The sequence below is a fragment of the Enterobacter kobei genome (assembly GCF_001729765.1).
GTDB lineage: Bacteria > Pseudomonadota > Gammaproteobacteria > Enterobacterales > Enterobacteriaceae > Enterobacter > Enterobacter kobei.
On record NZ_CP017181.1, the window covers coordinates 4,735,979 to 4,761,153 of the forward strand.

A 25,175-nucleotide genomic window follows, 5' to 3' on the forward strand; every position below is an offset into this window, starting at 1 on the left:
TAGGACACCCTTATCTGGTCAAAGCCCCGCCGCTTAAGTAACATGGCGGGCTGACGAACGAATAAATACAGCGAAACGATAGTGGCACAACGAGATTATGTACGTCGCGGCCAGCCGGCACCTTCGCGACGCAAAAAGAGTAGCTCAAGGAAAAAGCAACGTAGCCTGCCTGCTGTCTCGCCAGCAATGGTCGCTATTGCTGCGGCTGTTGTCGTCGCCTTTATTGGTGGTCTGTACTTCATCACGCACCATAAAAAGGAAGAGTCCGAGGCGCTTCAGGCCAGTAAAGTGGCCGGTAATGGCCTTCCTCCGAAACCTGAAGAGCGCTGGCGCTATATCAAAGAGCTGGAAAGCCGCCAGCCTGGCGTGCGTGCGCCTACCGAGCCCTCTGCCGGTGGTGAAGTGAAGAATGCCGATCAACTGACGGACGAGCAGCGCCAGTTGCTGGCACAAATGCAGGCCGATATGCGCCAGCAGCCGACGCAGTTGAACGAAGTGCCATGGAATGAACAAACGCCAGCGCAGCGTCAGCAAACGTTGCAGTTGCAGCGTCAGCGCCAGGCTCAAATTCAGCAGCAACAGCAGCAGCAGTGGACGCAAACTCAGCCGGTACAGCAGCCGAAGGCACAGCCTTACCAGCAACCGCAGCAGCAGACGCGTACGGTACAATCTCAGCCTGTTCAGCAGCAGCCAAAAGCACAGCCGCAAAAACAGGCGGCTCAGCCGTATCAGGATCTGCTCCAGACGCCAGCGCATACCACTGCACAGCAGCCGAAAACGCAGCAGGCTGCGCCGGTCACCAAAGAGACCGAAGCGCCGAAGCAGACGGCTGAGAAAAAAGACGAACGCCGCTGGATGGTACAGTGCGGTTCGTTTAAAGGTGCGGAGCAGGCCGAAACCGTGCGTGCTCAGCTGGCATTTGAAGGGTTTGATTCACGCATTACCACCAATAACGGCTGGAACCGCGTGGTGATTGGCCCGGTCAAAGGCAAAGAAAACGCCGATGGCACCCTTTCTCGTTTGAAAGTGGCCGGCCACACAAACTGCATTCGACTCGCCTCTGGGGGTTGAAACCCCCAAAATCTCCCCCATCTATCATTTAATTCAGCCCTGAGCACAGGCTCAGGGCTTCTGTTTCCCGAATTTGTAACCAGGGGGTCTGCTCGTGACAACAATAGTAAGTGTACGCCGTAACGGCCATGTGGTAATCGCCGGTGATGGCCAGGCCACGCTGGGTAATACCGTCATGAAAGGCAACGTGAAGAAAGTCCGTCGTCTCTATAACGACAAAGTGATCGCCGGTTTTGCAGGCGGTACAGCTGATGCCTTCACGCTGTTTGAACTGTTTGAACGCAAGCTTGAAATGCACCAGGGTCATCTGGTGAAAGCGGCCGTTGAGCTGGCAAAAGACTGGCGTACCGACCGTATGCTGCGCAAGCTCGAAGCGCTGCTGGCGGTAGCCGATGAAACCGCTTCGCTGATCATCACCGGTAACGGTGACGTTATTCAGCCGGAGAATGACCTGATTGCCATCGGCTCTGGCGGCCCTTATGCCCAGGCTGCAGCCCGCGCGCTGTTGGAAAATACCGACATGAACGCACGTGATATCGCGGTGAAGGCGTTGGATATTGCAGGTGATATCTGCATCTATACCAACCATAACCACACCATCGAAGAATTGACCTCCAAAGCGTAAGGATCTCCCATGTCTGAAATGACCCCACGCGAAATTGTCAGCGAACTGAACAAACACATTATCGGCCAGGATAACGCCAAGCGCTCCGTGGCTATCGCTCTGCGTAACCGCTGGCGTCGTATGCAGCTTGACGAAGAGCTGCGCCATGAAGTGACGCCGAAAAACATTCTGATGATCGGCCCAACCGGTGTCGGTAAAACCGAAATTGCCCGTCGTCTGGCGAAGCTGGCGAACGCGCCTTTCATCAAAGTCGAAGCTACCAAGTTCACCGAAGTGGGCTATGTGGGTAAAGAAGTGGACTCCATCATCCGCGATCTGACCGACTCGGCAATCAAAATGGTGCGCGTCCAGGCGATTGAGAAAAACCGCTATCGCGCGGAAGAGATGGCCGAAGAGCGCATTCTCGACGTGCTGATCCCACCGGCGAAAAACAACTGGGGCCAGGCTGAGCAGCAGGCTGAACCGTCTGCCGCGCGTCAGGCATTCCGCAAAAAACTGCGTGAAGGCCAGCTGGATGATAAAGAGATTGAGATCGATCTTGCTGCCGCGCCAATGGGTGTAGAAATCATGGCACCTCCTGGCATGGAAGAGATGACCAGCCAGCTGCAGTCCATGTTCCAGAACCTGGGCGGCCAGAAGCAGAAAGCACGTAAGCTGAAAATCAAAGACGCGATGAAGCTGCTGATTGAAGAAGAAGCGGCGAAGCTGGTGAACCCGGAAGAGCTGAAGCAGGATGCTATCGACGCGGTTGAGCAGCACGGCATCGTGTTCATCGACGAAATCGACAAAATTTGTAAGCGCGGCGGCAACAGCTCCGGCCCGGACGTGTCCCGTGAAGGCGTTCAGCGCGACCTGCTGCCGCTGGTTGAAGGCTGCACCGTCTCCACCAAGCACGGTATGGTGAAAACGGACCACATCCTGTTTATCGCTTCCGGCGCGTTCCAGGTTGCCAGCCCGTCTGACCTGATCCCGGAACTGCAGGGTCGTCTGCCGATCCGCGTTGAACTGCAGGCGCTGACCACCGAAGATTTCGAACGCATCCTGACCGAGCCAAACGCCTCTGCGACCGTACAGTACAAAGCGCTGATGGCGACCGAAGGCGTGAACCTGGAGTTCACCGAAGACGGTATCAAACGTATCGCCCAGGCCGCGTGGCAGGTTAACGAAACCACCGAAAACATCGGTGCGCGTCGTCTGCATACCGTGCTGGAACGCCTGGTGGAGGATATCTCTTATGATGCGAGCGACCTTAACGGTCAAACCATTACCATTGACGCTGAATATGTGAGCAAACATCTTGATGCGTTAGTGGCAGATGAAGATCTTAGCCGTTTTATCCTATAATCGCGGTTATTGCATTCTCATCACCGTTAATGGGGGCTAATGCCCCCATTTTTATTGGCTAAATACTTATGACTGATATCAGCCGTACTCAGGCGTGGCTCGAAAGTCTACGCCCTAAAACGCTTCCTCTGGCCTTTGCCGCCATTATCGTCGGCACGGCACTTGCCTGGTGGCAAGGTTATTTTGATCCTCTGGTCGCTGCGCTGGCATTGATTACCGCAGGGCTGCTGCAAATTCTCTCCAATCTCGCTAACGACTACGGTGATGCGGTGAAAGGCAGTGACAAACCTGACCGTATCGGACCGCTGCGCGGGATGCAGAAAGGGGTGATTACCCAGGCACAGATGAAGCGCGCGCTGATTATCACCGTGGTACTGATTTGTTTATCGGGTCTGGCACTGGTGACGGTCGCCTCGAAAACCACCAGCGACTTCATCGGCTTCCTGGTGCTGGGCTTGCTCGCAATTATCGCGGCCATTACCTACACCGTCGGTACGCGTCCTTACGGGTATATTGGCCTCGGGGATATCTCCGTGCTGGTGTTCTTCGGCTGGCTGAGCGTGATGGGGAGTTGGTACCTGCAGGTGCATACCGTTATCCCTGCCCTTTTCCTGCCCGCAACCGCCTGCGGTCTGCTGGCGACGGCGGTACTCAACATCAATAACCTGCGCGATATCGACAGTGACCGTGAGAACGGTAAAAACACGCTCGCGGTACGTCTGGGGCCGGTCAATGCGCGCCGCTATCATGCCTGCCTGCTGATTGGTGCCCTGGTTTGTCTGGCACTGTTTAATCTGATCTCGCTGCACAGCGTATGGGGCTGGCTGTTTATACTCGCCGCGCCGCTGCTGATTAAGCAGGCCCGCTTCGTCATGCGTGAACTTAGCCCGGCCGCGATGCCGCCGATGCTGGAACGAACGGTAAAAGGCGCCCTGCTGACTAACCTGTTGTTCGTCATTGGGATTGTCTTAAGCCAGACGCTCAGTTAGCTGACAAATATCAATTAACAATTGATGATTTTGCCAACAACGCATTTAGCACGATATACTGAACACATTCGCAGCAACTGAGCGGTAAACCTATGAAATACGATACCTCCGAGCTTTGTGACATCTACCAGGAAGATGTCAACGTCGTTGAACCGCTGTTCTCCAACTTTGGTGGACGGTCGTCGTTTGGCGGACAAATCGTCACGGTGAAATGTTTCGAGGACAACGGGTTGCTGTACGATCTGCTCGAACAGAATGGTCGTGGCCGCGTTTTGGTCGTCGATGGCGGCGGTTCCGTGCGTCGTGCTCTGATAGATGCAGAGCTGGCCGGCATTGCCGTGCAGAACGAGTGGGAAGGCATTGTGGTGTACGGTTCCGTGCGCCAGGTGGACGATCTCGAAGACCTGGATATCGGGATTCAGGCGATTGCGGCCATTCCGGTAGGCGCAGCAGGTGACGGTATCGGTGAAAGCGACGTCCGCGTCAATTTTGGCGGCGTGACCTTCTTCTCCGGCGACCATCTTTACGCTGATAACACCGGGATTATTCTTTCGGAAGATCCGCTGGATATTGAGTAATAAAACAGTAAGCATAAATCATAAAAAAACCGCCAATAACAATGTGGCGGTTTTTTTGTCCCTCGGGATTCGCGGTCCGTTGGATTATCTTGCAACCTTTAACCAGGATTTTTATCTTACCCTGGTTCATCCCTCCGGTAACCCCCGTCGACCCTTTATAAATTCCTAATTTCCGCTGAAGACCTTAACTACACTGCTGTTGCTCATTATGATGCATCGTTCCTTTCCGCCATCTCGCACATGGGCATCGGTCCAGGGAAAGGTGTATTCACAACCGTAAAGCAACCTTTAACCGGGCTTGTGTCCGCCGACTTATCACCGGTGGTGAACGGTGGAGCGGTTAGCTGCAGGGACCGCATGATGAAACGCTATTTATGTATCGCGTTCATTGTCGCCAGCGTACTCGTTGTAAAGAGTGATGAACCGAGTGGATTTGTCGCTTTTGCTATGACAGCGCAGGACAAGTAGCGTTAAGGCCGCCGATGGCGGCCTTTTTTATGGTTTGATGTCAGTGAGCAGAAACCATAAAAAAGCCGGGTGGCGGCGTCGCCTTACCCGGCCTGGTCAGTTAATCCCAATGGGAATCAGACCTCTTCCATACGTCCCAGCAGCGCCTGCAGGCGATCCTGCCAGCCGTTCTGCTGTTCGCGCAGCTGGTTGTTTTCACGCTCCAGTTCTTCGCGGCTGTGCTGCGCGTTCTGCACTTCCTGCGCCAGGCTGTTGTTTTTCTCTTTCAGCTCTTCAATTTCCATTTGCAGCAGCGTGATGGTGTCAATCGCCTGCTGTACTTTCGATTCCAGTTTCTCAAACACTTCTAAAGACATGATGCTACCTCTCCTGAATTGCAAGGCGACGCTTTAACGTAAACGCGCACGACATATTCCATCGATTGTATGGAGCGCGGCGCTCTGTGTCCAGCGACACGCCGCGCAGATCGCGGTTTGCAACACTTTTCGGTCTCGTCCTGGTGCGTTCGCGGCATATACCACTAAGTTGTTAACTCATTCGTTAATGAAATGATTCAGCTCACATTCCATTTCTGATGCAAAAACGCGCTTTATGGCGCGAAAACGCTCATTTTATTGACACAGACCACACATTTTGATTTCGATATTTCTCGTTTTTGCTCGTTAACGATAAATTAACACTATGTCTACAGGGCATCGTGGCTGTCACGGGCGACCACGCTAACAATAAACATCAATTTCTTCAGGATTCCGATTATGAGTCAGACATCAACCTTAAAAGGCCAGTGCATTGCCGAGTTCCTTGGTACCGGGTTGTTGATATTCTTCGGAGTGGGCTGTGTCGCTGCACTGAAAGTGGCGGGTGCCAGTTTTGGTCAGTGGGAAATCAGTATCATCTGGGGTCTGGGCGTGGCGATGGCCATCTACCTGACTGCAGGGGTTTCTGGTGCACATCTTAACCCGGCGGTGACTATCGCACTGTGGCTGTTCGCGTGCTTCGACGGACGCAAAGTTGTTCCCTTCATTCTTTCTCAGTTTGCCGGCGCGTTTTGTGCAGCGGCGTTAGTTTACGGGCTTTATTACAATCTTTTCATCGACTTCGAACAGACGCATCATATGGTGCGCGGCAGCGTCGAAAGTCTGGATCTGGCAGGCATCTTCTCAACCTATCCAAACCCGCATATCAATTTTGTGCAGGCGTTCGCAGTTGAAATGGTGATTACCGCTATTCTGATGGGCGTTATCCTGGCGCTGACCGACGACGGAAACGGCATTCCGCGTGGCCCGCTGGCCCCCTTGCTGATTGGTCTGCTGATTGCGGTGATCGGCGCATCCATGGGCCCGCTGACCGGGTTTGCGATGAACCCGGCGCGTGATATCGGACCGAAAGCCTTCGCGTTTATCGCGGGATGGGGCGACGTGGCCTTTACTGGCGGGAAAGATATCCCTTACTTCCTGGTACCGCTTTTTGCGCCGGTGGTTGGGGCCGCGCTGGGCGCGTTTAGCTACCGCAAATTAATTGGTCGCCACTTACCGTGCGACACCTGTGTGGAAGAGGAGAAGGAAACGACTTCTACCGCACAACAAAAAGCTTCGCTGTAATCTGACTACGGGACACATACCATGACCGAAAAAAAATATATCGTTGCGCTCGACCAGGGCACTACCAGCTCCCGCGCTGTCGTAATGGATCATGACGCGAACATTGTCAGCGTGTCTCAACGTGAATTTGAGCAAATTTACCCTCGTCCAGGCTGGGTAGAACATGACCCAATGGAGATCTGGGCTTCACAAAGCTCAACGCTGGTTGAAGTACTGGCGAAAGCCGATATCAGTTCCGACGAGATTGCCGCTATCGGTATTACCAACCAGCGTGAAACGACGATTGTCTGGGAACGCGAAACCGGTAAGCCTATCTACAACGCTATTGTCTGGCAGTGCCGCCGTACCTCAGAAATCTGTGAACAGCTGAAGCGTGACGGGATGGAAGAGTACGTGCGCAGCGCCACCGGTCTGGTGGTTGACCCGTACTTCTCCGGCACCAAAGTGAAGTGGATCCTCGACCACGTGGAAGGTTCACGCGAACGAGCAAAACGCGGCGAGCTGCTGTTCGGAACCGTTGATACCTGGCTTATCTGGAAGATGACCCAGGGACGTGTTCACGTCACCGACTACACCAACGCCTCGCGTACCATGCTGTTCAACATCAACACCCTGGAGTGGGATGACAAGATGCTGGACGCGCTGGATATCCCACGCGCGATGCTGCCTGAAGTGCGCAAGTCTTCAGAAGTCTACGGTCAGACCAACATTGGCGGTAAAGGCGGCACCCGTATTCCTATCGCCGGTATCGCCGGTGACCAGCAGGCGGCACTGTTCGGCCAGCTGTGCGTCAAAGAAGGGATGGCGAAGAACACCTACGGCACCGGCTGCTTTATGCTGATGAATACCGGTGAGAAAGCGGTGAAATCAGAAAACGGCCTGCTGACCACCATCGCCTGCGGCCCTCGCGGTGAAGTGAACTACGCCCTGGAAGGTGCGGTGTTTATGGCGGGTGCATCTATTCAGTGGCTGCGTGACGAGATGAAGCTGATTAGCGATGCCTTCGACTCCGAATACTTTGCGACCAAAGTGAAGGACACCAACGGTGTGTACGTGGTGCCAGCGTTCACCGGCCTGGGCGCACCGTACTGGGATCCCTATGCACGCGGTGCGATTTTCGGTCTGACGCGTGGTGTGAACTCGAACCACATTATTCGCGCCACCCTGGAATCCATTGCCTACCAGACGCGCGACGTGCTGGAAGCGATGCAGGCAGACTCCGGCATTCGTCTGCACGCCCTGCGCGTGGACGGCGGCGCGGTAGCGAATAACTTCCTGATGCAGTTCCAGTCCGACATTCTGGGTACCCGCGTTGAGCGCCCTGAAGTGCGTGAAGTCACGGCGCTGGGTGCGGCATATCTTGCCGGTCTGGCGGTAGGCTTCTGGCAGAACCTGGACGAGCTGCAGGAAAAAGCGGTTATCGAGCGCGAGTTCCGCCCGGGCATCGAAACCACCGAGCGCAACTTCCGCTACAGCGGCTGGAAGAAAGCAGTGAAGCGCGCCCTGGCGTGGGAAGAGCACGACGAGTAATCCTATATTCCCTCTCCCTCTCCCATGAGGAGAGGGAGAGGGGCCCAAACCGCACCGGTCCCCTCTCCCCTCCCCACTCTGTGATAAACTTCGTGCAATTCCTTTTGATTGCACGAGTACCTCATGAAACGTGAACTTGCTATCGAGTTTTCCCGCGTCACCGAAGCGGCCGCCCTCGCAGGCTATAAATGGCTGGGGCGTGGCGACAAAAATACCGCGGACGGTGCTGCTGTCCATGCCATGCGCATTGTACTTAACCAGGTCAACATCGACGGCACTATCGTCATCGGCGAAGGCGAGATCGACGAAGCGCCAATGCTCTATATCGGTGAAAAAGTCGGTACCGGCAAAGGGGATGCGGTGGATATCGCCGTAGACCCGATTGAAGGCACCCGCATGACGGCGATGGGTCAGGCCAACGCGCTTGCGGTTCTGGCCGTGGGCGATAAAGGCTGCTTCCTTAACGCGCCGGATATGTACATGGAAAAGCTGATAGTCGGTCCTGGTGCGAAGGGCGCAATCGACCTCAGCCTGCCGCTGGAAGAGAACCTGCGCAACATCGCCAGAGCTTTGGGCAAACCCCTGAGTGAACTGACCGTGACGATTCTGGCAAAACCGCGCCACGACGCCACCATCGCGCAGATGCAAAAGCTCGGCGTGCGCGTGTTTGCCATTCCGGATGGCGATGTTGCCGCCTCAATTCTGACCTGCATGCCGGACAGCGAAGTAGACGTGCTGTACGGCATCGGCGGTGCGCCGGAGGGCGTGGTCTCGGCGGCGGTGATCCGCGCGCTGGACGGCGATATGCAGGCGCGCCTGCTGCCTCGGCATGAGGTGAAAGGCGACAGCGACGAGAACCGCCGTATCGGTGAAAACGAGCTGGCGCGCTGCGAAGCAATGGGTATCGAAGCCAATAAGGTTCTCGCGCTGAATGAAATGGCACGCAGCGACAACGTTGTCTTCTCCGCCACCGGCATCACCAAAGGTGACCTGCTGGACGGCATCACCCGCAAGGGCAATATGGCGACCACCGAAACGCTGCTGATCCGCGGTAAATCGCGCACCATTCGCCGCATTCAGTCCATTCACTATCTCGATCGTAAAGACCCGGACGTACAGACGCACATTCTGTAAAACCGTTTGATCGATAGAGCTTTCCGGCCCGAAGGGGCTGGAAATGTTTCCCACAAGTACGGAAGATAGAACAGAGAAACAGCACAGGAGAAGATCATGGCGGACTGGGTAACAGGTAAAGTCACAAAGATAGAGTTCTGGACCGATGCGCTATTTAGTCTCACCCTGCATGCTCCCGTTCACCCGTTTAAGGCCGGGCAATTTGCGAAGCTGGGGCTGGATGTCGACGGCGAACGCGTGCAGCGCGCCTACTCTTACGTTAACGCGCCGGATAATCCGGATCTTGAGTTCTATCTGGTGACCGTCCCGGACGGTAAGCTCAGCCCGCGCCTTGCCGCCCTTAAGCCCGGTGACGATGTGCAAATTGTGAGTGAAGCAGCAGGTTTCTTTGTACTCGAAGAGATCCCTGATTGTGACACGCTCTGGATGCTGGCAACCGGCACGGCCATTGGCCCCTACCTCTCCATTCTGCAATATGGCAAAGACCTTGAGCGCTTTAAAAACATCGTGCTGGTGCATGCTGCGCGCTACGCCGCAGACCTGAGCTACTTGCCACAGATGCAGGCGCTGGAACAGCGATATGGCGGGAAGCTGAAAATTCAGACCGTCGTCAGCCGCGAAACCGTAGCAGGTACGCTGACCGGTCGCGTGCCGGCGTTAATTGAGAGTGGTGTGCTGGAAAACGCAGTGGGTTTGCCGATGACTGCCGACACCAGCCACGTCATGCTGTGTGGTAACCCGCAGATGGTTCGGGATACGCAACAGCTTCTGAAGGATACCCGGCAGATGACGAAACATCTTCGCCGCCGACCGGGTCATATGACTGCCGAACACTACTGGTGATCAGCGGTACTTCACCTCAAGGGTGTCTTTACCGTATTTATTTTCGCTCTGGGTGCCGATAAACGCGCCCAGATCGACAATCATCATCACGAAGATAACGGACGGCAGCAGCCTGCCCACCACCCAGGGAAGAATGGACGGCAGCATCCCCCAGTTCCCTGCGACCAGCATCCACGCCAGAATAATCAGAAAAGCCCACGCGCCGGAACGACCACGATCGTGAAGACGTTTCACCACCACGGCCGCCGTTGGCCACAGCAAACAGACCAGCGCAAAAGCCGCCGTTTGCGTGCTCAACCAGGCATTGTACGCAACGAAAAACAGAAGCAGCATGGCGACAACCCACGTCACCATCCAGACCCAGAAATCACGGCGTCCGATACGCCCTTTGAATGAAAACAGCCACTGCTGTATGGTCATGTAAGGTTCCTTATTATCATTTAGTCCGCATTTTACCCTGGAGTTGTGACCTTTTGACAAGCCGGGCAGATATCGTTTTAATCATGAGCACTTACGGCCAGGGGCAATGTTGATGAAAAGTTCGGCACACACTCTCTTCCTGTGTATAGCGATGCTTGGCGCGGGTTTTCCGCTGCACGCCGCCGACACGTCGGCCCCTACCACGGCACCCTATTTGCTGGCAGGCGCGCCGTCGTTCGATCAATCCATCAGTCAGTTTCGTGAAACCTTCAATCAGACCAACCCTACGTTGCCGCTGGATGAGTTTCGCGCCATTGATACTTCTCGTGACACCCCAACCCTGACCCGCGCGGCGAGCAAGATAAACGAAAACTTGTATGCCTCCACGGCGCTGGAGCGTGGGACGTTAAAAATCAAAAGTATGCAAATCACCTGGCTACCGATCCAGGGCCCAGAGCAGAAAGCGGCAAAAACGAAGGCGCAGGAGTACATGAGCGCGGTATTACAGGCGTTTACGCCCGCGCTGACGAAAAAGCAAAGCCAGCAAAAGCTGCAAAAGCTGCTGGCCGCGGGTAAAAACAAGCGGTACTACGCCACAACTGAAGGGGCAATTCGCTATGTGGTGGCGGATAACGGCGAAAAAGGACTGACCTTCGCAGTTGAACCGATTAAGCTGGCGCTATCTGACACCCTCGGCGGGGCGAATTAATGACAAAAAGCAAAGCCTTTCGAGGGAAAATCTCTATACTGATTCACAGACCATGCTGCCCGACAGGGCGGCCATATTCCTTAATTCGCTTATTTAGCGTGGAGAATTGAAATGCGACATCCTTTAGTGATGGGTAACTGGAAACTGAACGGCAGCCGCCACATGGTAAACGAACTGGTTGCGAACCTGCGTAAAGAGCTGGCTGGCGTAACGGGCTGCGCGGTTGCTATCGCTCCGCCGGATATGTACCTGGACCTGGCTAAACGCGCCGCTGACGGCAGCCACATCATTCTGGGTGCACAGAACGTTGACGTTAACCTGTCTGGCGCGTTCACCGGTGAAACTTCCGCTGAAATGCTGAAAGATATCGGCGCAAAATACATCATCATCGGCCACTCAGAGCGTCGCACCTACCACAAAGAATCCGACGAGTTCATCGCGAAGAAATTCGCTGTGCTGAAAGAGCAGGGTCTGATCCCGGTTCTGTGCATCGGTGAAACCGAAGCAGAAAACGAAGCGGGCAAAACCGAAGAAGTGTGCGCACGTCAGATCGACGCGGTTCTGAAAACGCAGGGCGCAGCAGCGTTCGAAGGTGCAGTCATTGCTTACGAGCCAGTCTGGGCGATCGGTACCGGCAAATCTGCAACGCCAGCGCAGGCTCAGGCCGTGCACAAATTCATCCGTGACCACATTGCTAAAGCCGATGCGAAAGTGGCTGAGCAAGTGATTATCCAGTACGGCGGTTCCGTAAACGCTTCCAACGCTGCTGAGCTGTTCACCCAGCCAGACATCGATGGCGCGCTGGTTGGCGGTGCATCCCTGAAAGCTGACGCTTTCGCGGTGATCGTTAAAGCGGCAGAAGCGGCTAAACAGGCGTAATTGCCTTTGCGGCGGGTGGCGCTTCGCTAACCCGCCCTACGCTCTTCTCCTCCCTCTCCCTTCGGGAGAGGGTTGGGCGGACTACACTTTCCCCAGCAAGCTAAACCACAGATAATCCAGCGGCAGCAGCACCAGATACGTCGCAACAGCCAGCGCCAGACAGAGCATCATCCCCGCCTTTGCAGGCACCTTCCCTAGCCCCATCGCCACAACAATCGGCGACGCCTGATACGGCAGCAGCGGCGTGGAATAACCCAGTACCTGAATCATAATCACCGACAGCAGCGGGAAGCCGGTGGCATCTGAGAAGCTCTGTGCCAGGGTGGTATACAGCGCCGGAACGCCGTTGGCAGTCATAATGAAGTTGAGCGCGGTGGTGATACCGGTCAGCGCCAGGAAACTGGTGAACGGTTTGTCTGCGTCCAGCGGCATAATGCGGAGCAACGCTTCGCCCACCGCCGTACCGATACCGGTTTGCGTTACCACGATGGCCAGCCCAAGAATGCCTGCAACATAGAGGCAGGTACGCATATTCACCCCCGCAGAAAACTCTTCCCCGGTGATAAAACCAACGCGCGGCAGCATAACGATGACGGACGCCGCCAGCCCAGTCCATGCCGGCCCAATACCATGCCAGCTCTCCGTGACCCACATCACCAGCACCACCGCCAGCAGCCAGGCGAGGCGCTTTTCATCCTGCCCCATGGGTTCAGATGGCGCCAGATCCTTCGGCGGTTTTGGGCTGCCGGGGAATAACCAGCAGATGAGGCCAATCAGGATCAGTCCTTTGAGAATGCCCAGCACCGGGGTGTGCAGCAGCAGATACGGAACATAGTTCAGGTGGATGCCGTACGAGCCTTCCGCCGCACCGCTCATCACCAGGTTAGGGACGTTAGCAGGCAGGATAGTTGCCGAGAGCTGGAAAGTGCCGAACCCCACAGCCAGCGCCAGACCAAACCAGGCGCGGGAACCGTCAGGGATACCGGCACGTTTCGCCATCGCCGCAACAATCGGCATCAGCAGCGCAATACGCCCCATATTTGACGGCATCACAAACGCCAACGCATAGCTCAGCAGCACCACACTCGCCACCATCACTATCCAGGAATCGGTAAGCTTTGCTGACAGCGCCCGGGCGGCCCTGTCAGCCAGACCGGTTTTACGGATCGCCACCCCCAGTACAAAACCGCTGAATACCAGCCAGAAAGCCGACGAGGCAAAGCCGCCGAAAATGGCTTCCGGCGGGGCGATTCTGGCGGCCATCGCTGCCGTGAAAAACAGCAGCGCGGTGATAAATTCTGGCAGTAGCGACGTCGCCCATAGCACGATGGTGACGCCAACAATCAACGAAGGCAGCAGCAGAGGATGAGATAACCAGAGCGACATACCTGTCTCCTGTAGATTTTTTCAGCAAGTCTACGGCGACAGGCAGGACGAGTAAACGCTATTTATGGTGGGGTCACTTCAGGATAGTGCATTGATGATCCTGCAATTCCTCAGCCGAGGCGCGGTTAAGCATGAGCAGGTTTCGCTCGGTCGCCAGCAAAACAAACGAACCATCCGACTGCTGCGCCATCGCCAGCGCAAAGCGCCCCATGTGGTCGCGCGCTTCGGGTAGCTCTTCCGCCAGCATCATAAACGGGCTGCGCTGGACCAGTTCATTCTCCGTTACCCGTCGGGCAAGATACTCGTGCCCCTCCAGCCCACCGGGTAGAGGTAGCCACTGGGTGCTGATGTCGCCCTGTGCCGCATTGAGTTTCTCACGTACGTCCGGGCGCAGACAGGAGATATGAATATGGAAATGGTTCTGCGTACGGCCAGTCGGCGAGTTAATCGTCAGTGAAATGGCGCTGTCAGGCACCTCAGATCCCCGCTTCAGGGTCATAAAGCTGCGCGACTGCCACGCCAGCCAGAAGAAATTTGGCGTGTGAGGCTCGGTCAGGAGCGGGCTTTCGGTTCCATTAATGCGGTATGTCGGCATCAGCAGATACTGCAACGGCCCGTTGCGGTCTTTAAATACGACATAGCCCGCATCAGGCTTCACCTGTGCGCAGGGTGCCGGGTTACGGTGTTGCAGTTGATTAGGCAGGCACTGGTCGAGAACGATATGACGCAACGCATTCGGATTACCCGCTTTTATCCAGTACACGCCGCCAGCGGCAAGGGCGATGATAATAAGGATCAATAAGATAATTTTTTTCACAACGCGTTCCCTGTTTTCGATAGAGGCGAAAGAGTAACGCAAAATGATGACCAAATAAAAAACCCGGTGGATTTCTCACACCGGGTCACCGTGCCGTTTGATAACGCTTAGCGCTGGCTAATCTGATCGAAGGTGCCGCCATTAGAGAAGTGCTCTTTCTGCGCTTTCGTCCAGCCGCCGAACACATCATCAATGGTGAAGAGTTTCAGTTTCGGGAATTCCCCTTCATATTTCTTCGCAACAGCCGCATCGCGTGGACGATAGTAGTTTTTCGCCGCAATTTCCTGGCCTTCAGGCGAGTAGAGATATTTCAGGTAGGCTTCCGCCACCGCTTTTGTCCCTTTCTTATCAACCACTTTGTCGACCACGGAAACAGTCGGCTCGGCAAGAATAGACTCGCCTGGGGTCACAATCTCGAACTTGTCTTTGCCCAGCTCGTGGGTGGCCAGCAGGGCTTCGTTTTCCCATGCGATCAGCACGTCGCCGATACCGCGCTCGACGAAGGTGTTGGTGGCGCCACGCGCGCCGGAGTCCAGCACTTCGACGTTTTTGTACAGCGCTTTCACGAACTCCTGCGCTTTGGCCTGGTCACCGTTGTTGTGATGCAGCGCGTAACCCCAGGCCGCCAGGTAGTTCCAGCGAGCGCCGCCGGAGCTTTTCGGGTTTGGTGTAATCACTGACACGCCCGGTTTTACCAGGTCGTTCCAGTCTTTAATCTGTTTCGGGTTGCCTTTACGTACCAGGAAGACGATGGTCGAGGTGTGTGGCGCAGAGTTATCCGGCAGGCGTTTGATCCAGTTTTTGTCGATACGACCACGCTCGGCAATGGCGTCGACATCGTAGGCCAGCGCCAGGGTCACCACATCGGCTTCGATACCGTTGATGACGGAGGTCGCCTGTTTACCGGAGCCGCCGTGAGACTGGCGAACCACGACATTGTCGCCAGTTTCCTGTTTCCAGTGCGCCGCAAATGCTTTGTTGTACTGCTCGTACAGCTCACGCGTCGGGTCGTAAGACACGTTCAGTAACTGGATGTCCTTCGCCAGAACGCTGGTCGATGCCAGCAATAATGTTAAACCCACGCCCCATTTATTCATCGCCCGGCTCTCTTGTGTAGTGTTTTGATGAATGCAGCGTGCCAGAAAGCGATTCGATGATTAAAGAATAAAAAAAGATTGGCTATAACGTAGAGGAATAAAAAGAAGAATGTGAGCAGCCAGATGCCCTCACCCCAACTCTCTCCCACGGGAGAGGGAGCAAACATAAAAAACGGTAACCCAAGGGTTACCGTTTTGCATTTACCTTGCCACCGGGCAACAGAGCCGATCAGTACAGTTTTTTCGCGCAGTCCAGCCAGTCACCTTTGAACGGACGCTTCATATTTTCAATCGCGTCGATGATGTCATGGTGAACCAGTTTTTCGTTCTGAATACCGACGCAACGGCCGCCGTGACCCTGCAGCAGCAGATCGATAGCGTACGCGCCCATACGGGACGCCAGAATGCGGTCGTAAGGGCCAGGGGAACCGCCACGCTGGATGTGACCCAGTACGGTCGCGCGGGTTTCGCGCTTGGTTTCGGCTTCGATGTACTTCGCCAGCTCGTCAACGTCACAGATGTGCTCGGTGATAGCCACGATCGCGTGTTTTTTACCTTTCGCGATGCCGGCTTTGATTTCAGCGACCAGATCTTCACGGCTGAATTCCACTTCCGGAACCACCACGAACTCACAACCACCGGCAATCGCCGCGGCCAGGGTCAGGTCACCGCAGTAACGCCCCATCACTTCAACGATAGAGATACGCTGGTGAGAAGACGAGGTATCGCGCAGACGGTCGATCGCTTCAACAACGGTACCCAGTGCAGTAAAGAAGCCGATAGTGTAGTCAGTACCTTTGATGTCGTTGTCGATGGTGCCCGGCAGACCGATGCACGGGAAGCCCATTTCGGTCAGACGTTTTGCACCCATGTAAGAGCCGTCACCGCCGATAACCACCAGCGCGTCCAGACCGCGTTTTTTCATGTTCTCGATAGCCACTTCACGGATGTGTTCGTCACGGAATTCCGGGAAGCGCGCAGACCCAAGGAAGGTACCGCCACGGTTAATCATGTCGGACACGCTGTAACGGTCGAGCTGAACCATACGATCTTCATACAGACCCAGGTAACCATCATAGATACCAAAAACTTCCAGACCTTCCGTCAGCGCTGCACGGACAACACCACGAATTGCCGCGTTCATGCCCGGCGCATCACCGCCGCTTGTCAACACACCGATTTTCTTAATCATGACTACCTCTGAACTTAGGAATGCAAAATTGAAATCTGTTGCCGGAAGAAACTTATCGACCAACGAATACTGCAAATAGTATATCAATCCCTTCCAGCTGAATTGATTCAGGTCAGACCAAATGGCGGTAATTTATACACAAAATGCTGGCCTGGCTCACTTTTTTACAACCAATTACGAAAGCCCCACGTGTCCGGGTACAACCGAGCAGGGATCCTGGTGAATAATGACGTCTGAACCAGGAAAACGCTGCAAAATTGCCTGCTCGACCTGCTCAGCAATCACGTGAGCCTGTACCAGTGGCAGGTTGTCTTCCATTTCAATATGAATCTGAATAAAGCGGGTCGGCCCTGACTGCCGCGTTCGAAGATCGTGTGCACCGCTGACGCCAGGCCAGGAGGTCACAAGAGAAAAAATTTCATTGCGTTCTGCGTCCGGAAGGGCTCGGTCAAGCAACGATTGCACCGCGTCATACCCCATCCGTAAGGCGCTATACAAAATATAGATGCCGATACCTAACGCAAATAGCGCATCGGCCCGGTGCCAGCCATACCAGGCCAGGCCCAGCGCAATAAGAATTGCCCCATTCATCATAACATCAGATTGATAATGAAGCATATCCGCCCGTACAGCCTGGCTTTGCGTTTTGCGAACCACCCAGCGCTGGAACGTTACCAGAACAAGTGTGCTTATAAGTGCAACGACCGTCACCACTACGCCCACACCGGGATCGTTCATAGGTGTCGGCGAGACGAGATGCTGAATGCCGGTCAAAAACAGGAACAGTGCAGAACCGGAAATAAACATGCTTTGCGCCAGCGCGGCCAGCGACTCCGCTTTACCGTGCCCAAACGTGTGCTCTTCATCCGCGGGCTGCAGTGAATAGCGCACCACCAGCAGGTTGGTCAGCGAGGCGGCAATATCCATTAGCGAATCCACCAGCGCCGCCAGAATACTGACCGAACCGGTATACCACCAGGCAAAGATTTTAATCAGTAACAGGCCAGACGCCACAACGGTTGCCGCAATAGCGGCCCGGCTTACCAGCCTTCCATAGGATTGATTCATAAACGCTCCTGTCATGTCTTGCCGCTAGTATAACGGAAGCATAGGGGGACGGAGGATGAATAAACGGTTAACAAATCAGAATGCGGGGCAAAAAAAACCCCCACATCATGTGGGGGAAGACAGGGATGGTGTCTATGGCAAGGAAAACAGGGTTTACTGGTTACTACGGGTACTGCTATTGCTACTGAAAAGCGTCGCATCCAGGCTTCGCTGCATCCGTGCAACCTCACGCAACTGGTCCATTCGTTGCTGATGTCGGGTGTTCAAAACCGCTTGCTGCTCGGGCGTTAGCAGGTGGAACATCTGGTTACGGACCTTCGCCATCTCTACCTGGCGGGCAACCTGTTCCTGTGCCATTTTTTCGGCCTGAGCGCGTACAGCGCTTTCGTCAAAATTTTCTGCGGTGACAAGGCGATGCATTGTCTCCATTTCGCTAACATTAACAGGGGGCTGGTCGTGTCGTGCCCTCTGCATCAGATCTCGCATCTGTTGACGCTGATGTTCGGTTAAACTTATGCCGTCAAACATATGGCTTTGGCTACTGAGCTGCGTTGCGCCCTCTGGTGAGGGACCGGTATCGCCGTTGATAGCTACAGCGGCCTGGCTAAACGCACTGAACGCCAGCGTTGAGGCCATGACGGCAGCGGTAACTTTGCGCATCGCTTGCTCCCAAAATCTTTCGTGTCGCGATTCAACGAGAGACAGTCTACGATTCAGGCTGCAAACATGCGTCAGGGGGTGTAAAACAACGTAAAGTCATGGATTAGATAGCCTTGATGTCGTAATTTCTGCCTCGGAGGTATTTAAACAATGAATAAAATCCTGTTAGTTGATGATGACCGAGAGCTCACATCCCTTTTAAAGGAGTTGCTCGACATGGAAGGTTTCAACGTCCTGGTTGCCCATGATGGCGAGCAGGCGCTGAGTCTCCTTGACGACAGCATCGATTTACTTTTGCTCGACGTCATGATGCCGAAGAAAAACGGTATTGATACGCTGAAAGAGCTTCGCCAGACACACCAGACCCCCGTTATCATGCTGACCGCCCGCGGCAGCGAACTTGACCGCGTTCTCGGCCTTGAGCTGGGTGCGGATGACTATTTACCGAAACCGTTCAACGATCGTGAACTGGTGGCCCGTATTCGCGCTATCCTGCGCCGTTCCCACTGGAGCGAGCAGCAGCAGAATACCGACAACAGCTCACCCACGCTGGAAGTGGACTCCCTGAGCCTGAACCCAGGTCGTCAGGAAGCGAGCTTCGACGGTCAGACCCTGGAGTTGACCGGCACAGAGTTCACCCTGCTTTATCTGCTGGCGCAGCACCTCGGCCAGGTGGTATCGCGTGAACACCTGAGTCAGGAAGTGCTGGGCAAACGTCTTACCCCGTTTGACCGCGCCATCGACATGCACATCTCTAACCTGCGCCGCAAGCTGCCGGAGCGTAAAGACGGTCACCCATGGTTTAAAACCCTGCGTGGTCGCGGCTATCTGATGGTTTCCGCTTCATGATAGGCAGCTTAACCGCCCGCATCTTTGCCATCTTCTGGCTGACGCTGGCCCTGGTTTTAATGCTCGTGTTGATGTTGCCAAAACTCGACTCACGCCAGATGACGGAGCTTCTTGACAGCGAGCAACGTCAGGGCGTGATGATCGAGCAGCATGTTGAAGCGGAGCTGGCAAACGATCCGCCGAACGATTTGATGTGGTGGCGCAGGCTGTTTCGCGCTATCGACAAGTGGGCGCCGCCCGGGCAACGCCTTTTGCTGGTCACCAGCGAAGGCCGCGTCATTGGGGCCGATCGCAATGAAATGCAGATTATCCGTAACTTTATTGGCCAGGCGGATAATGCCGATCACCCACAGAAAAAGAAATATGGTCGGGTAGAGATGGTGGGTCCTTTCTCGGTACGGGATGGGGAAGACAATTACCAGCTCTATTTGATTCGCCCTGCGAGCAGTTCCCAGTCCGATTTCATCAACCTGCTGTTTGACCGTCCGCTCCTGCTGCTGATTGTTACCATGCTGGTCAGCTCGCCGCTGCTGTTATGGCTGGCGTGGAGTCTGGCAAAACCCGCACGTAAGCTGAAAAACGCCGCCGATGAAGTGGCGCAGGGTAACCTGCGACAACACCCTGAGCTGGAAGCGGGGCCACAGGAATTCCTTGCCGCCGGGACCAGTTTTAACCAGATGGTCAGCGCGCTCGATCGAATGATGACCGCACAGCAGCGTCTGCTATCGGACATCTCGCACGAGCTGCGCACCCCGCTTACGCGTTTGCAGCTTGGCACCGCGCTGTTGCGCCGCCGCAGTGGGGAAAGTAAAGAGCTGGAACGTATTGAAACGGAAGCTCACCGCCTGGACAGCATGATTAATGACCTGCTGGTGATGTCACGCAACCAGCAGAAAAACGCGCTGGTCAGCGAAACGGTGAAAGCCAATCACCTGTGGCATGAGGTGCTGGACAACGCGGCGTTCGAAGCGGAACAGATGGGCAAATCGTTCACCGTCAACTTCCCGCCGGGTCCATGGCCGCTGTACGGCAACCCCAACACGCTGGAAAGCGCGCTGGAGAATATTGTGCGTAATGCTCTGCGCTACTCGCATACCAAGATTGAGGTGGCGTTCTCGGTCGATAAAGACGGGATCACCGTTATCGTGGATGACGACGGTCCTGGCGTCAGCCCTGAAGATCGGGAGCAGATTTTCCGTCCGTTCTACCGTACTGACGAAGCGCGCGACCGTGAATCCGGCGGTACAGGTTTGGGTCTGGCAATTGTTGAAACCGCCATGCAACAGCATCGCGGCTGGGTGAAAGCTGACGACAGCCCGCTGGGCGGGTTGCGGTTAACGCTGTGGCTGCCGTTGTATAAGCGTTCGTAACGGTATGTGCCGGGTGGCGGCTTCGCCTTACCCGGCCTACTTTCTGCGGAGCACTATTTTCCCCACAATCTCCGCGAATTATCTTCGATCTTGTTGCTTAACCGCCGCTTCTGCATTGTTCTGGTCCAGCTGGTCGATAACCCCGCCGCAGACAGCAACCGATGATATTGTTCATCATCAAACGGCATATGCCAGGCGATGGCGCAGGCGTCATACACCGACACGTCGCTCAGGCGCGAAGCCAGCTCAAGCGGCGCATCCGCCGAAACCTGCCCGGCCAGCACCACACGGTACAGCCAGCCGGTTTTACCCGCGCTTTGCAGCTGGGCCGACATATCCTGAATGCCGAAGTGGTAGTTGAGCTTGAAGCACGGCGAGCGAGGCTGCGTCACCTGAATCAGGGCGTCGCCCCAGCGATAAATATCGCCGATAAACACGTTCTTTTCCGTCAGCCCTTCCGTCGAGAGATTCTCACCAAATGCAGGCGCGACGAAGAGGTCCGCCTGGTCAGGAAATTCGGTTTTCCAGTGCTGATAGTGCTCGCGAGGATAGTGACACAGCGCGCGATCCGGCCCGCCGTGGATTTTCTTTTCGGCCTGCTCATCGCCTGCCAGCCCAAGGTCGGTTAAGGTCAGTTCACCGTCAACCTGCACTTTCGCGATGGCGCTCGGGCGGCTGCCGTCGTACTCCCTTACCTTGCCTGTAAACACATTCACCGGGTAATGCATCGCTGCCTCCATTACGCAGATACAAAAAAAGCGAGTCATCAGACTCGCTTCTCACAGGCGTCAATGCAACCTTATTTTTTAGCGGCGAAACGCGCTGCTGCTTCGTCCCAGTTCACCACATCCCAGAACGCTTTGATGTAGTCAGGGCGACGGTTCTGGAACTTCAGGTAGTAAGCGTGTTCCCACACGTCCAGACCCAGGATCGGGAAGCCGGATGCGCCAGAGATCGCTTCACCCATCAGCGGGGAGTCCTGGTTAGCAGTGGAAACCACCGCCAGTTTGTCACCTTTCAGAACCAGCCACGCCCAGCCAGAGCCGAAACGGGTTGCAGCGGCTTTTTCGAATTCCGCTTTGAAGTTGTCAACGGAGCCGAAGTCGCGCTCGATAGCCGCTTTCAGGTCGCCCTGCAGGGTGGTACCGGTTTTCAGGCCTTTCCAGAACAGGCTGTGGTTAGCGTGGCCGCCCGCGTTGTTACGCAGAACGGTTTTCTTGTCCGCTGGCAGCTGGTCCAGTTTAGTGATCAGTTCTTCAGCAGACAGGTTAGCGAACTCTGGCAGGCTTTCCAGCGCAGCATTCGCGTTGTTCACATAGGTCTGGTGGTGTTTAGTGTGATGGATTTCCATCGTCTGCTTGTCGAAATGCGGTTCCAGTGCGTCGTAGGCATACGGCAGGGATGGCAGTGTATAACTCATAATCCTCTCCATTATTGTCGGGCGGCACAGCTGTTAATGCCGCGTAAGCAGTTGGTTCATTATAGTTAATTAAATGATATTGAAAATGATTATCAATGCCGTAGTTTTTGTAAGGTCATTCCTTTTCTGATGAAGCGTGAAAATGTGAATCTGCTCACCCGCTTAACGCGTTGATTGCCATTTAAAACCAAAGTGCGGCAGCCTCCCGAAGGTGGTCGTTCTGCTTAATTTTTACACTCATCGGGTCGGTGGGATGCCATTGACCGATAAAAACGATGAGGACGTAAACATGAATCATGCGATTACGATGGGTATTTTCTGGCATTTGATAGGTGCGGCCAGTGCAGCCTGCTTCTATGCTCCGTTTAAAAAAGTCAGGCAGTGGTCATGGGAAACCATGTGGTCGGTTGGCGGTGTGGTCTCCTGGATCCTGCTTCCCTGGGCCATCAGCGCCATGCTACTCCCGGATTTCTGGGGCTACTTCTCCTCTTTTAACGCCTCCACTCTGCTGCCGGTGTTTCTGTTTGGTGCCATGTGGGGCATCGGTAATATTAACTACGGCCTCACCATGCGCTATCTCGGCATGTCGATGGGGATCGGCATCGCGATTGGCATCACGCTGATTGTCGGCACCCTGATGACGCCCATCCTCAACGGTAACCTCTACGTGTTACTGAATACCGAAGGCGGCAGAATGACGCTGCTGGGCGTGCTGGTAGCGGTTATTGGCGTCGGAATAGTGACCCGCGCGGGCCAGTTGAAAGAGCGCAAGATGGGCATTAAAGCCGAGGACTTTAACCTGAAAAAGGGTCTGCTGCTGGCGGTAATGTGCGGCATCTTCTCCGCCGGAATGTCGTTTGCCATGAACGCCGCCAAACCGATGCACGAGGCGGCAGCCGCGCTGGGCGTCGACCCGCTGTACGTGGCGCTGCCCAGCTACGTGGTGATCATGGGCGGCGGTGCACTGGTTAACCTCGGCTATTGCGTAATTCGTCTGGCAAAAGTTGAGAGTTTGTCGCTAAAAGCCGACTTCTCACTGGCAAAACGGGTCATCATCACCAACGTACTGCTTTCGGCACTCGGCGGACTGATGTGGTACCTGCAGTTCTTTTTCTACGCCTGGGGACACGCCAGCATCCCGGCACAATATGACTATATGAGCTGGATGCTGCACATGAGCTTCTACGTGCTGTGCGGCGGACTGGTGGGTCTCATCTTGAGGGAGTGGAACAATGCCGGACGCCGACCGGTGGGCGTTCTGAGCCTGGGCTGTGTGGTGATTATCATTGCGGCCAACATTGTCGGCCTCGGTATGGCGAACTGATTACGCCGCCCTGCGACTGTGATGACGCCATTGCACCGGCGTCATCCCTACCTCGCGATTAAAGACCACCGAAAAGTAGTTACTGTCCTCAAAGCCGCAGCGCATTGCCACGTCACTGACCATGAACTCTGTATGCTGGAGCAAATACTGGGCGTGGCAAATGCGCAGCTGGCGCAAATAGTGATTTACCGTCATGCCCGTCTGGGTACGGAACTGCTGACGCAGGGCACGTTCGCTGCACTGCTCCTGCTCGCAGAACTTTTCCAGAACAAAGCTTTTATTCAGGCTGGCCGCCAGCGTGGCAATCAGCTTATCGAGCAGGGTCTCCTGCTGCGTTGCGGAGGGGTTATCCGTCTCGTAGCGATGCCGTTTAAGCATCATCACCAGCTGTGCGAAGAGGATCTCCGCCATCGGGTTAGCCAGCGGATCGGTTTTATAGCTCTCCTGTTCAAGGAGGGAAATGGCCTGACGGATGGCAGTCATGCCGCTGCTGCTTAAACGCCAGTGCGGTGAGCCTTTCGCACCGTTGAAGCCGGGAATGCATGCTGCCCAGTCAACGTTAAGGCTGAGCCGATCGGGGCAGTAGATAACGTTCTGTAAAACCAGGTCATTCACCGAGGCGTAGGCGTGTTTATCTTCGGCACGAATGTAAAACAGATCCCCCCGGGTAATGCGGTAAGGCCGATCGTTGAGAATGTGCAGACCGTTGCCGCGCCACACCAGCACCAGCTCATAAAATTCGTGCGTGTGTTCAGCAAAGACGTTTTGCGGATAGCGATCCGCCACCGCAACAGCTTGTTCAGCGGAGGCAAAAAAGTCATCTTTGCGAAGAATTAACGGTGCGGCCACATCACCACCTCAACGGCGAAAACCTGACATTATTACCCGCTTTACGGCAGCAAAACGTTGACTGGGCTCGCGTTACTGTAGTGAGGTGTCCCTCCCCTGGCGAATATCACGCGGAGACCAGCTGAACTCCCGACGAAACAGCGTCGAAAAGTGGTTACTGTCGCCGAAACCGCAGCGATAAGCGATATCCGTGACGCTTTCATCACTGTGGCGAAGCAGGTGGCGCGCTTTTATCAGCCGCAGTCGGTTAAGGTAACGCTGGGGCGTCTGCCCGGTTCGCTGCTTAAGCTGGCGGTGCAGGGTGCGCAGGGAGAGTGAAAAATGACTCGCCAGCATTTCCCAGCAGATATCCTCGGCAAAATGTTCCTCCAGCCAGGCCATCAGCTGGTTCAGGCGGGCTTCGCTGCTCTCCCCCTCCACCGGGTTACTGCGGCGCAACGCCACCAGCAGCTGCATAAACAACATCTCGCGCGTGGCGAGCGCATGCATCTCCTGTCCGTCCTGACTCTGCTCCATCTGGAGCAAAATCTGGCGAACCTGCTGCAGCGTGGCCTGATTCACGCGCCAGTGCGACGGATAATGTCCTTCCTTCTCCTGCGGCAGTAGCTGATGAAGCCCCGCGAGAAACTGGAATGCGTCCGGGGATCGATAGAGCACGTTCGTCAGGCACAGGTTGTCGGTATGCTCATACAGATGCCGATCGTGGTCGCGCACAAAGCAGACTGTGCCGCCGCTGATGGTGTAGGGCTGACCGTTAAAGACATGGATGCCCGTGCCATGCTCAACAATCACGATTTCATGAAAATCATGATGATGCTCCGGGAAAGCCGCCTGCGGCAGCCGCGGCTCTATCGCCACAGGCGAGCCACCCGCCGGAAAAAAGTCCACGCTGTGCAGTATGGTCATAACGCCCCCCACCAATGAGAAATGTTCTCAAAATAGTAAATAAGGC

General features: G+C 55.2%; 26 protein-coding genes. 14 read left to right on the top strand and 12 right to left on the bottom strand.

Going from position 1 to position 25,175, the window contains the following annotated elements:
• Window positions 1-81: 81 nt before the first annotated feature.
• From ftsN to rraA, 5 genes are all read left to right on the top strand, one after another.
• Entirely contained in the window at window positions 82-1,071 is a 990-nt protein-coding gene (gene ftsN / locus BFV64_RS22955; protein ID WP_014885700.1) for a cell division protein FtsN, read from the top strand.
• A 94-nt stretch (window positions 1,072-1,165) separates the two neighbouring features.
• Window positions 1,166-1,696 (top strand): ATP-dependent protease subunit HslV, encoded by a 531-nt coding sequence (gene hslV / locus BFV64_RS22960; RefSeq protein WP_008501802.1) that lies wholly within the window; start codon window positions 1,166-1,168, stop codon window positions 1,694-1,696.
• A 9-nt stretch (window positions 1,697-1,705) separates the two neighbouring features.
• Window positions 1,706-3,040 (top strand): ATP-dependent protease ATPase subunit HslU, encoded by a 1,335-nt coding sequence (gene hslU, locus BFV64_RS22965; RefSeq protein ID WP_010436948.1) that lies wholly within the window; start codon window positions 1,706-1,708, stop codon window positions 3,038-3,040.
• Between the two features lie 68 nt (window positions 3,041-3,108).
• A complete protein-coding gene (gene menA, locus BFV64_RS22970) occupies window positions 3,109-4,029 on the top strand; it encodes a 1,4-dihydroxy-2-naphthoate polyprenyltransferase (RefSeq protein WP_014885701.1) in 921 nt (306 codons plus the stop codon).
• Between the two features lie 92 nt (window positions 4,030-4,121).
• Window positions 4,122-4,607, top strand: a complete 486-nt coding sequence (gene rraA / locus BFV64_RS22975; protein ID WP_014885702.1) for a ribonuclease E activity regulator RraA — start codon at window positions 4,122-4,124, stop codon at window positions 4,605-4,607.
• 584 nt (window positions 4,608-5,191) lie between these two features.
• Here rraA and zapB read toward each other — a convergent pair.
• On the bottom strand, window positions 5,192-5,431 hold the full coding sequence (gene zapB, locus BFV64_RS22980) for a septal ring assembly protein ZapB (protein ID WP_008501806.1): 240 nt from the start codon (window positions 5,429-5,431) through the stop codon (window positions 5,192-5,194).
• Window positions 5,432-5,830: 399 nt separating this feature from the next.
• Between zapB and BFV64_RS22985 the strand changes: the two genes are divergently transcribed.
• From BFV64_RS22985 to fpr, 4 genes are all read left to right on the top strand, one after another.
• On the top strand, window positions 5,831-6,676 hold the full coding sequence (locus tag BFV64_RS22985; protein WP_014885705.1) for an MIP/aquaporin family protein: 846 nt from the start codon (window positions 5,831-5,833) through the stop codon (window positions 6,674-6,676).
• A gap of 21 nt (window positions 6,677-6,697) precedes the next feature.
• Complete coding sequence (glpK, locus tag BFV64_RS22990; protein WP_014885706.1) at window positions 6,698-8,206, top strand: glycerol kinase GlpK; 1,509 nt, start codon at window positions 6,698-6,700, stop codon at window positions 8,204-8,206.
• Between the two features lie 123 nt (window positions 8,207-8,329).
• Window positions 8,330-9,340: a class II fructose-bisphosphatase gene (gene glpX, locus BFV64_RS22995; protein ID WP_023331601.1), complete on the top strand. Its 1,011-nt coding sequence runs from the start codon at window positions 8,330-8,332 to the stop codon at window positions 9,338-9,340.
• A 96-nt stretch (window positions 9,341-9,436) separates the two neighbouring features.
• Window positions 9,437-10,183, top strand: a complete 747-nt coding sequence (gene fpr, locus BFV64_RS23000; protein ID WP_014885708.1) for a ferredoxin--NADP(+) reductase — start codon at window positions 9,437-9,439, stop codon at window positions 10,181-10,183.
• Here fpr and BFV64_RS23005 read toward each other — a convergent pair whose 3' ends face one another.
• The gene (locus BFV64_RS23005; protein ID WP_023331602.1) at window positions 10,184-10,603 is read right to left on the bottom strand and encodes a DUF805 domain-containing protein; all 420 of its coding nucleotides are present in this window, start codon (window positions 10,601-10,603) and stop codon (window positions 10,184-10,186) included.
• A gap of 112 nt (window positions 10,604-10,715) precedes the next feature.
• Between BFV64_RS23005 and BFV64_RS23010 the strand changes: the two genes are divergently transcribed.
• Window positions 10,716-11,312: a DUF1454 family protein gene (locus BFV64_RS23010; protein WP_023331603.1), complete on the top strand. Its 597-nt coding sequence runs from the start codon at window positions 10,716-10,718 to the stop codon at window positions 11,310-11,312.
• Window positions 11,313-11,423: 111 nt separating this feature from the next.
• Window positions 11,424-12,191: a triose-phosphate isomerase gene (tpiA, locus tag BFV64_RS23015; RefSeq protein ID WP_003862019.1), complete on the top strand. Its 768-nt coding sequence runs from the start codon at window positions 11,424-11,426 to the stop codon at window positions 12,189-12,191.
• Window positions 12,192-12,272: 81 nt separating this feature from the next.
• Here tpiA and BFV64_RS23020 read toward each other — a convergent pair whose 3' ends face one another.
• The 6 genes from BFV64_RS23020 to cpxP form a co-directional block, all read right to left on the bottom strand.
• Complete coding sequence (locus tag BFV64_RS23020) at window positions 12,273-13,577, bottom strand: SLC13 family permease (RefSeq protein WP_032635169.1); 1,305 nt, start codon at window positions 13,575-13,577, stop codon at window positions 12,273-12,275.
• 73 nt (window positions 13,578-13,650) lie between these two features.
• Window positions 13,651-14,394, bottom strand: a complete 744-nt coding sequence (locus BFV64_RS23025) for a CDP-diacylglycerol diphosphatase (protein WP_014885712.1) — start codon at window positions 14,392-14,394, stop codon at window positions 13,651-13,653.
• A 107-nt stretch (window positions 14,395-14,501) separates the two neighbouring features.
• The gene (locus BFV64_RS23030; protein ID WP_069602450.1) at window positions 14,502-15,491 is read right to left on the bottom strand and encodes a sulfate ABC transporter substrate-binding protein; all 990 of its coding nucleotides are present in this window, start codon (window positions 15,489-15,491) and stop codon (window positions 14,502-14,504) included.
• A 229-nt stretch (window positions 15,492-15,720) separates the two neighbouring features.
• On the bottom strand, window positions 15,721-16,683 hold the full coding sequence (pfkA, locus tag BFV64_RS23035) for a 6-phosphofructokinase (RefSeq protein ID WP_014885714.1): 963 nt from the start codon (window positions 16,681-16,683) through the stop codon (window positions 15,721-15,723).
• A gap of 174 nt (window positions 16,684-16,857) precedes the next feature.
• Window positions 16,858-17,751 (bottom strand): CDF family cation-efflux transporter FieF, encoded by an 894-nt coding sequence (fieF, locus tag BFV64_RS23040; protein WP_014885715.1) that lies wholly within the window; start codon window positions 17,749-17,751, stop codon window positions 16,858-16,860.
• Between the two features lie 153 nt (window positions 17,752-17,904).
• Window positions 17,905-18,411: a cell-envelope stress modulator CpxP gene (cpxP, locus tag BFV64_RS23045; protein ID WP_023331606.1), complete on the bottom strand. Its 507-nt coding sequence runs from the start codon at window positions 18,409-18,411 to the stop codon at window positions 17,905-17,907.
• A gap of 150 nt (window positions 18,412-18,561) precedes the next feature.
• Between cpxP and cpxR the strand changes: the two genes are divergently transcribed.
• Both cpxR and cpxA read left to right on the top strand, forming a co-directional pair.
• Window positions 18,562-19,260 carry an envelope stress response regulator transcription factor CpxR gene (gene cpxR / locus BFV64_RS23050; RefSeq protein ID WP_006179159.1) on the top strand — a complete coding sequence of 233 codons (699 nt, stop codon included), beginning with the start codon at window positions 18,562-18,564 and terminating at the stop codon, window positions 19,258-19,260.
• Window positions 19,257-20,630, top strand: a complete 1,374-nt coding sequence (gene cpxA, locus BFV64_RS23055; protein WP_014885717.1) for an envelope stress sensor histidine kinase CpxA — start codon at window positions 19,257-19,259, stop codon at window positions 20,628-20,630. Before cpxR ends, cpxA begins: the two co-directional genes overlap by 4 nt.
• A 53-nt stretch (window positions 20,631-20,683) precedes the next feature.
• Here the strand turns inward: cpxA and yiiM are convergent, their stop codons facing one another.
• Together yiiM and sodA are read right to left on the bottom strand one after the other, a co-directional pair.
• The gene (yiiM, locus tag BFV64_RS23060) at window positions 20,684-21,358 is read right to left on the bottom strand and encodes a 6-hydroxyaminopurine reductase (protein ID WP_014885718.1); all 675 of its coding nucleotides are present in this window, start codon (window positions 21,356-21,358) and stop codon (window positions 20,684-20,686) included.
• A gap of 71 nt (window positions 21,359-21,429) precedes the next feature.
• Window positions 21,430-22,050, bottom strand: coding sequence for a superoxide dismutase [Mn] (sodA, locus tag BFV64_RS23065; protein ID WP_004203668.1), 621 nt, complete (start codon window positions 22,048-22,050; stop codon window positions 21,430-21,432).
• A gap of 289 nt (window positions 22,051-22,339) precedes the next feature.
• Here sodA and rhaT point away from each other — a divergent pair, with 289 nt between their 5' ends.
• Window positions 22,340-23,374 carry an L-rhamnose/proton symporter RhaT gene (gene rhaT / locus BFV64_RS23070; protein WP_069602495.1) on the top strand — a complete coding sequence of 345 codons (1,035 nt, stop codon included), beginning with the start codon at window positions 22,340-22,342 and terminating at the stop codon, window positions 23,372-23,374.
• Here rhaT and rhaR read toward each other — a convergent pair whose 3' ends face one another.
• Both rhaR and rhaS read right to left on the bottom strand, forming a co-directional pair.
• Window positions 23,375-24,223, bottom strand: a complete 849-nt coding sequence (gene rhaR / locus BFV64_RS23075; RefSeq protein ID WP_023336471.1) for an HTH-type transcriptional activator RhaR — start codon at window positions 24,221-24,223, stop codon at window positions 23,375-23,377.
• 72 nt (window positions 24,224-24,295) lie between these two features.
• Complete coding sequence (rhaS, locus tag BFV64_RS23080) at window positions 24,296-25,129, bottom strand: HTH-type transcriptional activator RhaS (protein WP_023331610.1); 834 nt, start codon at window positions 25,127-25,129, stop codon at window positions 24,296-24,298.
• Window positions 25,130-25,175: the final 46 nt, after the last annotated feature.

Bases quoted from the DNA above. Each gene is read 5' to 3' on its own strand.
- hslU (WP_010436948.1), top strand. From the start codon at position 1,706: ATGTCTGAAATGACCCCACGCGAAATTGTCAGCGAACTGAACAAACAC.
- menA (WP_014885701.1), top strand. From the start codon at position 3,109: ATGACTGATATCAGCCGTACTCAGGCGTGGCTCGAAAGTCTACGCCCT.
- BFV64_RS23005 (WP_023331602.1), bottom strand. From the start codon at position 10,603: ATGACCATACAGCAGTGGCTGTTTTCATTCAAAGGGCGTATCGGACGC.
- glpK (WP_014885706.1), top strand. From the start codon at position 6,698: ATGACCGAAAAAAAATATATCGTTGCGCTCGACCAGGGCACTACCAGC.
- BFV64_RS22985 (WP_014885705.1), top strand. From the start codon at position 5,831: ATGAGTCAGACATCAACCTTAAAAGGCCAGTGCATTGCCGAGTTCCTT.
- fpr (WP_014885708.1), top strand. From the start codon at position 9,437: ATGGCGGACTGGGTAACAGGTAAAGTCACAAAGATAGAGTTCTGGACC.
- pfkA (WP_014885714.1), bottom strand. From the start codon at position 16,683: ATGATTAAGAAAATCGGTGTGTTGACAAGCGGCGGTGATGCGCCGGGC.
- cpxR (WP_006179159.1), top strand. From the start codon at position 18,562: ATGAATAAAATCCTGTTAGTTGATGATGACCGAGAGCTCACATCCCTT.
- rhaS (WP_023331610.1), bottom strand. From the start codon at position 25,129: ATGACCATACTGCACAGCGTGGACTTTTTTCCGGCGGGTGGCTCGCCT.
- glpX (WP_023331601.1), top strand. From the start codon at position 8,330: ATGAAACGTGAACTTGCTATCGAGTTTTCCCGCGTCACCGAAGCGGCC.
- rraA (WP_014885702.1), top strand. From the start codon at position 4,122: ATGAAATACGATACCTCCGAGCTTTGTGACATCTACCAGGAAGATGTC.
- BFV64_RS23030 (WP_069602450.1), bottom strand. From the start codon at position 15,491: ATGAATAAATGGGGCGTGGGTTTAACATTATTGCTGGCATCGACCAGC.
- cpxA (WP_014885717.1), top strand. From the start codon at position 19,257: ATGATAGGCAGCTTAACCGCCCGCATCTTTGCCATCTTCTGGCTGACG.
- tpiA (WP_003862019.1), top strand. From the start codon at position 11,424: ATGCGACATCCTTTAGTGATGGGTAACTGGAAACTGAACGGCAGCCGC.
- BFV64_RS23010 (WP_023331603.1), top strand. From the start codon at position 10,716: ATGAAAAGTTCGGCACACACTCTCTTCCTGTGTATAGCGATGCTTGGC.
- sodA (WP_004203668.1), bottom strand. From the start codon at position 22,050: ATGAGTTATACACTGCCATCCCTGCCGTATGCCTACGACGCACTGGAA.
- zapB (WP_008501806.1), bottom strand. From the start codon at position 5,431: ATGTCTTTAGAAGTGTTTGAGAAACTGGAATCGAAAGTACAGCAGGCG.
- rhaT (WP_069602495.1), top strand. From the start codon at position 22,340: ATGAATCATGCGATTACGATGGGTATTTTCTGGCATTTGATAGGTGCG.
- cpxP (WP_023331606.1), bottom strand. From the start codon at position 18,411: ATGCGCAAAGTTACCGCTGCCGTCATGGCCTCAACGCTGGCGTTCAGT.
- fieF (WP_014885715.1), bottom strand. From the start codon at position 17,751: ATGAATCAATCCTATGGAAGGCTGGTAAGCCGGGCCGCTATTGCGGCA.
- yiiM (WP_014885718.1), bottom strand. From the start codon at position 21,358: ATGCATTACCCGGTGAATGTGTTTACAGGCAAGGTAAGGGAGTACGAC.
- BFV64_RS23020 (WP_032635169.1), bottom strand. From the start codon at position 13,577: ATGTCGCTCTGGTTATCTCATCCTCTGCTGCTGCCTTCGTTGATTGTT.